General features: G+C 61.0%; 12 protein-coding genes and 3 pseudogenes. 7 read left to right on the top strand and 8 right to left on the bottom strand.

Going from position 1 to position 11737, the window contains the following annotated elements; translation table 11 throughout:
- Positions 1–232: zincin-like metallopeptidase domain-containing protein (locus ELH03_RS37100; protein ID WP_245511926.1), on the top strand; the 232-nt coding region annotated here is incomplete at its 5' end.
- A gap of 43 nt (positions 233–275) precedes the next feature.
- On the opposite strand, the gene ELH03_RS37095 is transcribed toward ELH03_RS37100, so the two are convergent.
- The 4 genes and pseudogenes from ELH03_RS37095 to ELH03_RS37080 form a co-directional block, all read right to left on the bottom strand.
- Entirely contained in the window at positions 276–494 is a 219-nt protein-coding gene (locus tag ELH03_RS37095) for a hypothetical protein (protein ID WP_128401342.1), read from the bottom strand.
- Positions 495–614: 120 nt separating this feature from the next.
- Positions 615–1805, bottom strand: a complete 1191-nt coding sequence (locus ELH03_RS37090; protein WP_130658409.1) for a DUF1173 domain-containing protein — start codon at positions 1803–1805, stop codon at positions 615–617.
- A gap of 164 nt (positions 1806–1969) precedes the next feature.
- Positions 1970–2304, bottom strand: a pseudogene (locus ELH03_RS38450) (RES domain-containing protein); the annotation flags it as partial.
- Positions 2273–2542, bottom strand: a pseudogene (locus tag ELH03_RS37080) (WGR domain-containing protein); the annotation flags it as partial. The pseudogenes ELH03_RS37080 and ELH03_RS38450, both read right to left, overlap by 32 nt.
- Positions 2543–3176: 634 nt before the next feature.
- Here ELH03_RS37080 and ELH03_RS37075 point away from each other — a divergent pair.
- The 5 genes and pseudogenes from ELH03_RS37075 (at position 3177) to ELH03_RS37060 (ending at position 5499) form a co-directional block, all read left to right on the top strand.
- Positions 3177–3500 (top strand): DUF736 domain-containing protein, encoded by a 324-nt coding sequence (locus tag ELH03_RS37075; protein ID WP_128401344.1) that lies wholly within the window; start codon positions 3177–3179, stop codon positions 3498–3500.
- Positions 3501–3816: 316 nt separating this feature from the next.
- On the top strand, positions 3817–3975 hold the full coding sequence (locus ELH03_RS37735) for a hypothetical protein (protein WP_164902048.1): 159 nt from the start codon (positions 3817–3819) through the stop codon (positions 3973–3975).
- Positions 3976–4151: 176 nt separating this feature from the next.
- Positions 4152–4615 (top strand): annotated as a pseudogene (locus ELH03_RS37070) (hypothetical protein); the annotation flags it as partial.
- Between the two features lie 204 nt (positions 4616–4819).
- A complete protein-coding gene (locus tag ELH03_RS37065; RefSeq protein WP_128401345.1) occupies positions 4820–5089 on the top strand; it encodes a type II toxin-antitoxin system prevent-host-death family antitoxin in 270 nt (89 codons plus the stop codon).
- Entirely contained in the window at positions 5086–5499 is a 414-nt protein-coding gene (locus tag ELH03_RS37060) for a hypothetical protein (RefSeq protein WP_128410165.1), read from the top strand. Before ELH03_RS37065 ends, ELH03_RS37060 begins: the two co-directional genes overlap by 4 nt.
- A 20-nt stretch (positions 5500–5519) precedes the next feature.
- Here ELH03_RS37060 and ELH03_RS37055 read toward each other — a convergent pair whose 3' ends face one another.
- The 4 genes from ELH03_RS37055 to ELH03_RS37040 form a co-directional block, all read right to left on the bottom strand.
- Entirely contained in the window at positions 5520–5825 is a 306-nt protein-coding gene (locus ELH03_RS37055) for an alkylphosphonate utilization protein (protein WP_128401346.1), read from the bottom strand.
- A gap of 119 nt (positions 5826–5944) precedes the next feature.
- A complete protein-coding gene (gene traG / locus ELH03_RS37050) occupies positions 5945–7858 on the bottom strand; it encodes a Ti-type conjugative transfer system protein TraG (protein ID WP_128410164.1) in 1914 nt (637 codons plus the stop codon).
- Positions 7849–8088 carry a conjugal transfer protein TraD gene (locus ELH03_RS37045; protein ID WP_128401348.1) on the bottom strand — a complete coding sequence of 80 codons (240 nt, stop codon included), beginning with the start codon at positions 8086–8088 and terminating at the stop codon, positions 7849–7851. The genes traG and ELH03_RS37045 overlap by 10 nt, the downstream gene beginning before the upstream one ends.
- On the bottom strand, positions 8078–8365 hold the full coding sequence (locus tag ELH03_RS37040; RefSeq protein ID WP_128401349.1) for a TraC family protein: 288 nt from the start codon (positions 8363–8365) through the stop codon (positions 8078–8080). The genes ELH03_RS37045 and ELH03_RS37040 overlap by 11 nt, the downstream gene beginning before the upstream one ends.
- Before the next feature lie 221 nt (positions 8366–8586).
- Here ELH03_RS37040 and traA point away from each other — a divergent pair.
- A partial coding sequence (traA, locus tag ELH03_RS37035) for a Ti-type conjugative transfer relaxase TraA (RefSeq protein WP_130807026.1) occupies positions 8587–11737 on the top strand: 3151 nt, incomplete at its 3' end.

The raw sequence follows: 11737 nt of genomic DNA, 5'->3' as shown, positions 1-11737 counted from the left end.
AAGCGCTCGTGAAGAGCTGATTGCCGAACTCGGCAGCTGCTTTCTCTGCGCCGATCTTGGCATCGTGCCTGAGCTCGAACCACGCCCCGACCACGCAAGCTATCTCGATGGCTGGCTGAAGGTTCTCCACCACGACAAGCGCGCCATCTTCTCGGCGGCAGCCCATGCGCAGCGGGCCGTCGATTACCTGCATTCCTTGCAGCCGGAGCTCGACGAGGAGGAGGCGGCGTAAGCCGTCTCTTCCTTCACTTGAGCATGAGAGACGCGGATGCCGATCACTGCAGCGGCCAATAACCTCTCAAGCGCTTCTTGCGCAACACGGTGTGCAAAAGATCGACCGTCTTTGCCCGTGCCGTGCGAATGGTGACGGAACATGAAGCTGAGCACCCTTGCCCGCCGGGGTGCGGCATCTCGATCGCGGACACGATCCACTGCTCGGCGCATATGCGCTTCACCACTGAGTGAAGGAAGGCCGAGGTCGTCATCGAGACCATTTCCGGCTCCTGCCTGCCCAGGCAGGTGATAGTCGATCTGCCGTGCCGTTGGCGTAGAGAATATGCTTGATGATCAGGTCCCGCCGTCGCGATAGAAACAAGAAATTTCTCCTCGACCGGTCACGGAAGCTGCGGCATCTCCCCCTCAGCGACACGCCAGACCCATGCTGTGATTTCCGGTCTCGCCTCGATCATCTCAGCCAGCGCTTTCTCGTAATCCCCACTGGCGCCTGGAGGCACAATGAACAAGGCGACGGGAGCCGGCCGTTGTTCCGGCATGGTGACCGAGACCACGGGTTGCTCTCGCGAGAGATTGAAGCGCAGGCCTTTTGTGCTCTTTTGCTTCAGCCTTGAAAGCCGTTCGAGCAGATGTTGCTCATGGATGCTCTCGAACGGAATCCAGTTCTCGTTGACCACCATCATGGCGATCTCCTCGATGGAAGCGATCCCCGCGCCTGATATCCCGAAGGTGGCAATCATGATCAGATGGAAATCTTCGCTCGATCGCCAGAGCTCGAGCTCCGTCTCGTATCTGGCACTCAACCGCTTCCATGTCCCCTCCTCGATCATCAAGGGGAAGGGAAGGTGACGAACGGCGATTTTCTGGCCGCCGCGGGCCGGAGCGAACGCCTTGATCTCCGCCACGCTCACCATCAGCTTTCGCGGTCCGGGACCGGAGGCATGCGCAGGAGTCAACGCTGTCGCCCGGCGGATGGCTATTCCCTCCCGGTCCTCCTGATGAAACACTTCCGGCACGAAGAAGATGTCGCTCAACGGTCCGCTGCGTGTGATCATCTGCGAGGCGGCATCGATGAGACTTGTCCGCACCCGACCCCAGCCGCGCTTGCCGGTCCACGACGCGCGCCATTCCGTCAGTTCCCCCGCTTCCCAGAGATAGTGCAGGACGGCGCGCAACGAGAGTTTCTTTGTCTCGTTGCGTAGAGCCGCCTCAGATGCCTCCGGCGAAGATGCTGATGGGGTGCGAGCGCCTTTCTTAGTCAGGGGAAAATCGAGCTTCAGGAGCGCTTTCCCACTCGCGTCGATCTGGATCGCGTTGCCCATCAGAGACCCCAGGCCAGATAATTCGTAGGGCGGTTCGTAGGACGGACATGACGGATCATGATCCCGTCCCGAAAGCGGCATGCGCTTGATGAGATGGAGACCGTCGACGCGCGCGATGTACATGGGAAGCGGCGGGTCTTTGCATCGGCAAAGTGGCCGAAGCCTCTCAGCGTAAGCTTGTTCGAGCCGAGCCCGAAGCTCCGAAGCGTCTTCATCGAAAGCTTGTTCGCCGATCGAAAACTGTCGCACATCGCCCTCATGATCATATCGTCGGACTGGGTGACCATTACGTGCGAACAGTAGCACGGACTCCAGCGTTTATACTATCGCAAATTAGGTAGTATGTCGTTGCTGGAACAGCGCGCTTGGGACCAGTGCGGCCATGATATTGCTGCGACTCAATCAGGGCTCGTTCATCTCGTGGGGGGATGCAGCCGGGTATCAAGAGCAAAGGCTTCCTGGAACTCCAGGGCGTAGGCGCCCGTAGCGCCACCTGCCAAAAGAATGAGGTTCCAGCTATGCGGCGAGACCGGGCTCCGAATTGCGATGAACCGGTGACGTCCAAGCAGGTGGTCTCCGAAGGCTTGTTGTCCCGGGCCGGGATGCCCGGGCGCAGCCAGTTGGGATTGGGGACTCTTGCCGGATCGACAACATGGACATAACCGGCATCGGCAATGACCGCTGCCGTCACCATATGCGCCACGGTGTCGAGCGTCCGGAGTACCGCAGCCTCCGGTGGGCCTGTAGCCCTTTCGATGCTTTCGGCGTGCAAGTTCGAGAAAATGAGCCATGGCTTCTTGTTCGGTCCCGAACACGTCGGTCCTCTCGCCGCCACGCTTGCCGATCCGCCCCCAGCTTCGCACGACAGCGGCTTCGCCAAACAAGGTCGGTTGGATCGCGAGAATGTAATAGCGCGCCAAGTTGCGGCTGGCGTCGATGCGCTGGCAATGGAGATGGAACGACACTGAGCTCATGCTGGGAATCATTCCTTCGGAGAGCAACCATGTCCAACGAGAGTTTTGAATCCTTTGCAGCCGATGGATTCCGTTTTGTGATGCGTTGAGCCTGGTGTGGGGGTCGAGAAGAATGCTCGACGAAGCCGACTCCGATCGCTCGATGTGGCCCGAGCGCCGCCGGTTGAGGGTCCGGTGGATACTGTCGAATACGTCAATTAGGCGCCGGGGCAAGTTGGCGCAGGATCACATGTTCGATCCGTAAGTGAGCAGCTCCACCTCGGATTGCGCTACGGTCCGCAGCTGCCGGAGCGATCAGCGCGTCTGTTTCGCCGAGCGGCAACGTATCATGGGGTAGTTGGCACGAGTTTCTCGCTTGCTGTGGCTGTGAGCAGGGCGATGTCTTTGCGCCTAATGCCGGCGAGGCATTTCAAGCACCCGTGCACGCTACCACGCAGCCGGGACCGGGCGACCATAATGGTCTGCGTCCGTCAGTTGCATTCCGGGGCCATTCCCGTTCTTCATGCCGCCTTTCTAAGGGACCGGCCGCCATCAGCGTCAACCCGCAAGGGGTTTCCCTGCGCTGGCGCTCCGGTGACGCCTGCGGCTCGGCCCCTTCTTCGGGCGCCATCGGGAATGGTCCCGAGCAACCGAAGGAGACAATACCATGGCCACCACGATCGCAACCCTCACCGCAAAGACCGACGGCAGCTTCGAAGGCTTCTTTGCCACCATCCGGGTCAACGCCCCGATCGCCATCGTCCCGAACGTCAACAAGGGGAGCGATGAATCCCCCGACTACCGCATCATCCACCGCAAGACTGGCTTCGAGATCGGCGCGGGCTGGAACCGGATCGCCCGCCTGACCGGCGAGGAATACCTCTCCGTCAAGCTGGAGGCTCCGGAGATCGGCGTGATCTTCGGCAACCTCGCACAAGCCCCTGGCGGCGAGCCGAACCGCAAGGTTATCCTCTGGAACAACCCGAACTGAATGACGATTAGTCGGCTCCGAGCGGTCGGGGCCGGCTTCCACAGTGACACTCCTGAGGCGGCCGGCTTTGCCTGCCGCCTGTTTTTCGGTGCCAAACGAAACGTAGATTGTCTGCTCAGATCACCAAGTTTGCCGCGAGGACCGTGCCGTCTCAAGGTCACGCGGCCCCTCCAATTTTGCCTCCGCTGCGGTTCCCTCCGCTCTGACAAAAGCGGCACCTCCGCGCGCCGGCGCCGCCGGTCGCCGACGCGAACCTTGACCCAACCCGATCCTCACGACCGCCGGCGTCATCTTCCACGTCAACAAGGAGATGACGATGACGAACGAGAACGCATTCAACATCGAATGCACCATCGAGGAACTGCGCCTTGAAGCCCGAGAAGCACCGACCGCGGAGGAGCGCCACCGCATCGAGGCGGAGCTGGAAGCAGCGCGCGGCGAACTTGCAAAACAGCCCGGGGAGGAGTTGCCGTGAGGCAGCTCTTTCTTGACTGAATACCGAGGCAGCCAGGCCGGATCGACCGGCCCGTCTGCCTGTGAGGGTTCCCCTCGACATCCCTGCCGGCTGACGCCGGAAACGGTCGCAACCCGTCCTTGACCCCTCGTTGCCAGGGAGTGGCCGATCTCCATCATCAAGAAGGAGATCACATTATGACAACCGATCAGAACCTCATGCTCTACGGCAAGCTTGCCGGTTTTCGGCTCGTCGTCGTCGCAAACAGCTTCGGCTGCGACAGCGGTTTCTCGCAAGAACTTCGCGACCGCCTGGTTGGGGCTCGATGCGGCAATCGCGCGGATCCAGGTAATGATGGCATTGGAACGACGTGTTCTCACCGGAGAGGATGAATTCGCCGAATATCAGATGCAGGGCGAGAACGAGAATTTCGGGCGCTTCACCATCAATTTGCTGGACGAGCTAGAAATTGATTTCGACACACACGAGTACCGCATCAACGGCGGCGACTGGATCAACGCTTTGACGGCGGATGAGGGGGGGCGAGGTCCGGTTTCCGACATTGGTTGGGTTGACCGACGAAGAATTCGGTTCACTGGCATCGATTATTAAGGATATCACGCTGGCAACTGGCATCCCCGTTCATGCGGTGCGCGCCATTCGTGGTAAAGGCGCTTCAGATGCTGAGAGGCGGCGGACGACGGCCGCCTCTAATTGGCGATGGCCGCAGCCAGTGAGCTGAGCGGCAATGGCGGGACACACACAGCTATCTTCCGGGCAAGGCCGCAACGCCTCAAACGAGCAAATTTGCAGCATTGTTGGAAATGCTGTATATTACAACAAATACAGCAACAGGGAAACCCACATGCCTAAGTCAAGCGGTTCCTATTCAACCAGCGACCTCTCCCGCAAGTCTGGCGACATCATCGCCGAGGCCCTGCGCCACCCAGTGACCATCACCCAGCGGAATAAACCCCGACTGGTCCTCCTCAATATCGAAGACTACCAACGGCTGATGAAGCAGTCGGATCGGCGCACCATCGGGACCATCGAAACGATGTCCGATGAACTTTTTGCCGAGTTCGAAAACGCCGTCGAGGCCTATGCCGGCGAGGACGAGGCAGGCCGCTCATGAACTACGAGCTGATCCAGACCGCAAGCGTCATACACTATCCTTATCTATGGGCGAGAGAGGCTGGGCGTGGAGAGACGGAAGGACGCAAGGAACGGCCGGTGGCCGTCGGCGCGAGAATGCCGCGGCCCGATGGTGATCTGGTTCTCTTCTTTCCCATCACCACCAAGCAGCCGGAGGCGTCGCGGTTTGCCGTGGAAGTGCCAGCTATCGAAAAGCGCCGCGCCGGCCTCGATGCCGATCGCAGGCTTTGGATCATCTTCGATGAGTTCAATACCGACATCGTCGGAAATTCATTCTATCTTGAGCCTGAGGCGCCAACCGGGCGCTTCAGCAAGGCCTTCTTCCTGCCGCTGCTGCGCGAATTCATCCGTCGCCGCAAGTCGGCCACCGAGGTCAGCCGATTCCGCTGAGCAAGCCCTGAGAACTCGAATTAGCGTTTGCGCACGAACTCGGTGCGTAGAACGAGGCCCTTGATTCCATCATGGCGGCAATCGATCTCCTCGGGGTTATCAGTGAGGCGGATCGACCTGATGAGGGTGCCCTGTTTCACCGTCTGGCCGGCTCCCTTGACCTTCAAATCCTTGATGACGGTGACGGAGTCACCATCGGCAAGAACATTGCCGCTTGCGTCTCGAGCGACCGTCTCACCGCCACTCGCGGATGCTGCCATCTCCGAAGCCGGACGCCATTCGCCTGTCACTTCGTCATAGATGTATTCGTCGTTTTCAGCGGCCATGCTCTTCTCGGTTCCTCAGAAATCCTTGGCGCCTTCCATGCGGGAGCGGCGTGCAAAGGCGCTTATCGCAGACGTCCGCCCGAGGCAACTCCGGCGGCGCTCCGGAGCGCGTGGGAAAGTCACCTCCGCACGAAGCGATTGGCCTTTGCTTGCGCGTCCATATCCTTCCGTCGGAAATAGATCGCCCGGCCGCAACGGATCGGGCTATGGCCCGGGACGATGATGATCTGTTCGTCCTTGCGCATCGACTGGGTGATCTCGTGCGGCATGATCAGCGGCCGGCGCTGGAAATTGACGCTCTCGGATTTGCGCGTGCCGCCGCCTTTCGTGTCCCAGCCGATGTTGCGCGAACGCCCCTGTACTTCAACCGTCATTTCCCCGCATTGCGCCGAAACATTGCGCGCCGTATCGAGCGCCTTGATCGCCGCGTAGGAGGCGAAGGCGCAGCCATCGATCCATGACGTCGCGCCATCCTTCCCGAAGTGCCGTTCCAGCTGTCCGACCGATTGGTAGAGCAGCATCATGCTGATGCCGTACTTGCGACCGCGATCGCGCGCCTCTTCCAGCACCCGCATATAGCCGAGCAGATCGACCTCATCGAGCATGAAGAGCGCTCGGCGGCTGAAGCCGCCATCGGCCTGGACCATGGCGTTGATCAGAGAGCCGATGATCACGCGCCCGATGCCCGGATAGGAGCGCAGGATCGACGCCGGGATATTGAGGAATACGTCCGTCTTGCCGGTGACGATATCGCTCGACCTGAAGGCGTTGCCGCAGACGAGCGCGGCGTAACTATCCAATGAGAGCCATTGCGTATCCTTCGACGCCGTCGAATAGACACCCGAAAAGGTTTGCTCGGTCATGTTGGTGAAGACGCCGAGCGTTTCGCGGATAAAGGCAGTTTCGGAGTGTTCCTGAATGTCGCGCAGCATCGCGAGCACGGAGGGTTCCGGCTCGGAAACGATCTGGCGCAGACTGCGTAGATTCCGCCGGCCGGAACATTCCGGCGACAGCATGACGTGGGCGAGCAGTCCGGTCAGGAGATTGTGCGCCTGGTTCTGGAAGTAGGAGCCAGTCGAGGATTCAAAACGCAGGCTTTCGGATAGAAGCATGTGGGCGATGCCGACGATGTCCTCCTCTTTTCGCTTCGAATGCTCGATTCCGTCGAGGACATTGAAGCCCATGATCGGGTTGGCGGGATCGAGCACCATGACCTCGCGCCCGAGAATGCGGGTGCGATGCTCGACCACCATCGGCGCGACCTCGGTGGAAGGATCGAGGCAGATCAAAGGGCCGGTATAACGCAGTGCGGTCGGCAGGACGTTGCTGGTCGTCTTGTATCCACCCGATCCGGCAAAGAACAGCATATGGGTGGAATCGAAATCTTGGTTGTAGGTGAGGAGTGGCGCCTGGCCGCCTTGTCCCCACGTGCTGCGATCCTTCGGATCGAAGGGCGCTTCGTGGACGGTTTCCTTGTCGACGCGGTAGCGCTCGCCGACGACAATCTCACCGTCGCGCGGAAAGAGCTTTGCCGCCGCCGCCATTGAGAGCCAATCTGCATCGCCAAAGGTTCCGCCCCTTGCCCGTTTGACTGCCTCGGGCACGACGACGGAGATCCGGGCAGCGACTGCCACGGCCATAAAACCCGCCAGGGCGCCGATGACAGCAATGAAATCCAAGTAGGAAAGCGCCTGGTTCCATGTGACGACGCCGCGCTCCACCGATGGGACGAGGCGGCCATATTCGCGCAACGTATAAAATCCGGTGACGACGAGAAAGCACAAGAAGCTGGCGATGGCGATCGGCCGCCGGCGATGCAGCGGCAACGCCCAGACGGTCAGAAGTCCTGCGAGTGGCCCGGACAGGAGCGCCGGCACGGGTGCCGCTCGCAGGAACCAATATTCGGTCTTGCCGGATAGGCCGTGGGCCAGTGCCGTCCATCGCCATCCGGTGATGTAGACGGTGATCGCAGTCACGGCGATCGGTACGAAGACCAGCAGTAGGCTCGGATGCAATCGACCCTTCAGCGCCATCCGGCGTTCTCCTCGACGCGCGGCGAAGAAGGATCGAGCGAAGGAGCCTTGAACGCCTCTCTGCCGATATCGCGCAACCGCCTATGTTCGGCCGATCCCGCTATTACCCTCGCCAATTCGATGAGGCCACCGAGCAGAAACGCCCGGTCGACCTTTGATAGGCCAGCCTTCACGACGATGCCGCCGAGCAGGAATTTCTCGCGTGCTTCTTTCTTGCGGTCAGCCGTCATGTGAATCCTCCGACGTCGATCCAGCACCACCAACTGCTGGTCGACGCATTTGAGGAGATGGGCCACTAGCCCCTTTCTTTTCCTCTTTGCGAAATCGAGCGGCGATCTCTTCGAAGATCCGCTCGACTTCCTCATCAGCGATCTCCTTTTCCGCCAGCCCTGACTTTGTGGCTGCGCGGGCAAACCGCTCGGCCGATTTAACTATCAGGTTTCGTCGACGTTCTCGCAGCTTCTCCATCTGTGCATCGAGATCAGAAATCGATGATTTTACGGCCATTCCTATTTCCTTCCCTATTTGGCGCGGTCATTACGACGATGATTATACTATCTAGAAGACGATAGTAAAATAGACTATTTTGCAAAAACCCAAAACGTCGCAGACGGAATTTCGGCCGATGGCCGCCTTCCAGAGAAGCGGCATCGGCCCTTCGGTCCGATCGGTTTGAGGGCGCAATATACGTCGCTATCGCGACGTGCTCGGATGATCAGGAGACGGCAGTGGCGATCATGTTCGTCAGAGCGCAGGTGATCAGCCGGGGAGCGGGACGCAGCATCGTCTCGGCCGCCGCCTATCGTCATCGCACCCGGATGATGGACGAACAGGCCGGTACGTCCTTCAGCTACAGGGGCGGGGCCTCCGAACTCGTTCATGAGGAACTGGCCCTGCCGGACCAGATGCCGACCTGGCTGCGGACGGCGATCGACGGCCGTTCCGTTGCCGGCGCCAGCGAGGCGCTCTGGAATGCGGTCGACGCCTTTGAGAAACGGGCAGACGCGCAGCTGGCGCGTGAGCTTATCATCGCGCTGCCAGAGGAACTGACGCGGGCCGAGAACATCGCGCTGGTGCGCGAATTCGTGCGAGACAATTTCACGTCGAAGGGAATGGTCGCGGATTGGGTTTATCACGACAGGGACGGCAACCCGCATATCCATCTGATGACCACGCTGAGACCGCTGACGGAGGAGGGGTTCGGGCAGAAGAAGGTAGCGGTGACCGGCGACGATGGCGCTCCGTTGCGGGTCGTTACGCCGGACCGCCCAAAGGGCAGGATCGTCTACAGGCTCTGGGCCGGCGATAAGGAAACCATGAAAGCGTGGAAGATCGCCTGGGCGGACACTGCCAACCGGCATCTGGCGCTTGCCGGCCATGAGGTCCGGCTCGACGGCCGCTCCTATGCCGAACAGGGCCTTGATGGCATCGCGCAAACACATCTCGGTCCCGAGAAAGCGGCGTTGGTCCGTAAGGGCAGGGAGCTTCATTTTGCGCCGGCCGATCTTGCCCGTCGCCAGGAGATGGCCGACCGGCTGCTGGCAGATCCTACGCTCCTGCTGAAGCAGTTGAGCAATGAACGCTCCACCTTCGATGAGCGCGACATCGCCAAGGCGCTGCATCGTCACGTCGACGATCCCGCCGTCTTCGCCAATATCCGCGGGCGGCTGATGGCGTCGGACGATCTCATCATGCTGAAGCCACAGCAGATCGATGCCGAAACGGGGAAGGCGAGCGAACCCGCCATCTTCACCACGCGCGAGATCCTTCGCAGCGAATATGATATGGCGCGGTCGGCGCAGGTCTTGTCAGAACACCGGGGTTTCGCCGTTTCCGATCGGGTGGTTGCAGCCGCGATCAGCAACGTCGAGACCCGGGATCCCCAAAAATCCTTCCATCTCGATCCGGAGCAGGTCGACGCCGTCCGTCATGTCACGCGGGACAATGGCATTGCCGCCGTCGTCGGCCTTGCCGGCGCCGGCAAGTCGACCTTGCTTGCCGCAGCCCGCGTCGCCTGGGAAAGTGATGGCCGCCGGGTGATTGGTGCGGCCCTTGCCGGCAAAGCCGCCGAAGGGCTGGAAGACAGTTCCGGCATCAGGTCGCGGACACTGGCCGCCTGGGAACTGACCTGGGCCAGCGGACGCGAGTTGCTCGAACGCGGCAACGTGCTTGTCATCGACGAGGCCGGCATGGTGTCGTCGCAGCAGATGGCCCGCGTGCTTGACATCGCCGAGCAAGCGGAGGCGAAAGTCGTGCTGGTCGGCGATGGGATGCAGCTCCAACCGATCCAGGCGGGTGCGGCGTTCCGGGCAATCACCGAACGCATCGGTTTTGCCGAACTTGCCGGCGTGCGCCGCCAGCGCCAGCAATGGGCGCGCGAGGCGTCACGGCTTTTTGCCCGTGGAGAGGTCGAACAAGGCCTCGACGCTTATGCCCGACATGGCCACCTGGTCGAGGCTGGGACACGGGACGAAGTCATCGCGCGGATTGTTGGCGACTGGAGCGAAGCGCGCAAACTGGCAATCGAAACGTCTGTCCGCCAAGGCAATGATGGTCGTCTTCGCGGCGACGAGCTGCTCGTACTCGCCCACACCAACGAGGACGTAAAGCGTCTGAACGAGGCGCTGCGATCGGTGATGTCGCAAGAGGGCGCGCTCAGTGAGAACCGCACCTTCCGGACCGAACGCGGCGCGCGGGACTTCGCCGCCGGTGACCGCATCATCTTCCTGGAGAATGCCCGCTTCATCGAGCCACGTGCTCCCCGTCTTGGTCCGCAACATGTCAAGAACGGCATGCTCGGCACGGTCGTTTCCACCGGCGACAAACTGCTTTCGGTGCGTCTCGACAATGGCCGTGATGTCGTCATCAGCGAGGACAGCTATCGCAACGTTGATCATGGCTACGCCGCGACCATCCACAAATCACAAGGTGCCACCGTCGACCGGACCTTCGTGCTTGCCACCGGCATGATGGACCAGCACCTGACCTATGTGTCGATGACCCGGCATCGCGACCGCGCCGATCTTTATGCGGCAAAGGAAGATTTTGAGGCGAAGCCGGAATGGGGACGGAAGCCGCATGTCGATCATGCCGCCGGCGTCACCGGCGCGCTCGTGGAAACAGGACAAGCCAAGTTCCGGCCCAGCGATGAAGATGCCGATGATAGCCCCTATGCTGACGTCAGGACGGATGACGGAACCATCCATCGCCTTTGGGGCGTCAGCCTGCCGAAGGCGTTGGAGGAGGGCGGCGTGTCGGAAGGCGACACGGTGACCCTGCGCAAGGACGGAGTGGAGCGGGTCACGATCAAGGTCCCGGTCGTCGACGAGCAAACCGGCCAGAAGCGGTTCGAGGAAAGAGAGGTCGACCGCAACGTCTGGACCGCCAAACGGATCGAAACCAGCGAAGAACGCCGGCAACGCATCGAGCAGGAAAGCCATCGGCCTGACCTGTTCAAGCAGTTGGTAGAGCGCCTGTCGCGCTCCGGCGCCAAAACGACGACGCTCGATTTTGAGAGCGAGGCCGGTTATTGCGCCCAGGCGCAAGATTTTGCGCGACGCCGCGGTCTCGATCATCTTTCGCTTGCCGCAGCCGGGGTGGAAGAAAGCCTTTCCAGGCGGTGGGCCGGGATTGCCGAGAGGCGCAAGCAGCTGGCGAAGCTTTGGGAGCGGGCGGGCGTTGCGCTCGGCTTCACGATCGAGCGGGAACGACGGGTCGCCTATAGCGAGGAACGGGCCGAACCCCAACCCGTCGTGGAGGCAGACGCTGCCCGCGTCCGATATCTGATCCCGCCCGCCACAGGCTTCGCCAGGAGTGCTGAGGAAGATGCGCGACTGGCTCAGCTTCCGACGCCGGTCAGGATGGCAGGGAGGCGCTCCT

Origin of the sequence: Rhizobium beringeri, assembly GCF_004306515.1 — a bacterium.
In the GTDB taxonomy this organism is placed as follows: Bacteria; Pseudomonadota; Alphaproteobacteria; order Rhizobiales; family Rhizobiaceae; genus Rhizobium; species Rhizobium beringeri.
Note: the sequence above shows the minus strand (reverse complement) of the source record. Positions and strands in the feature narration are given on the sequence as shown.

Coding starts and splice junctions, on each gene's coding strand:
- ELH03_RS37060 (WP_128410165.1), top strand. CDS start 5,086: ATGAACTACGAGCTGATCCAGACCGCAAGCGTCATACACTATCCTTAT.
- ELH03_RS37045 (WP_128401348.1), bottom strand. CDS start 8,088: ATGACGGCTGACCGCAAGAAAGAAGCACGCGAGAAATTCCTGCTCGGC.
- ELH03_RS37040 (WP_128401349.1), bottom strand. CDS start 8,365: ATGGCCGTAAAATCATCGATTTCTGATCTCGATGCACAGATGGAGAAG.
- ELH03_RS37735 (WP_164902048.1), top strand. CDS start 3,817: ATGACGAACGAGAACGCATTCAACATCGAATGCACCATCGAGGAACTG.
- traG (WP_128410164.1), bottom strand. CDS start 7,858: ATGGCGCTGAAGGGTCGATTGCATCCGAGCCTACTGCTGGTCTTCGTA.
- ELH03_RS37065 (WP_128401345.1), top strand. CDS start 4,820: ATGCCTAAGTCAAGCGGTTCCTATTCAACCAGCGACCTCTCCCGCAAG.
- ELH03_RS37095 (WP_128401342.1), bottom strand. CDS start 494: ATGGTCTCGATGACGACCTCGGCCTTCCTTCACTCAGTGGTGAAGCGC.
- ELH03_RS37055 (WP_128401346.1), bottom strand. CDS start 5,825: ATGGCCGCTGAAAACGACGAATACATCTATGACGAAGTGACAGGCGAA.
- ELH03_RS37075 (WP_128401344.1), top strand. CDS start 3,177: ATGGCCACCACGATCGCAACCCTCACCGCAAAGACCGACGGCAGCTTC.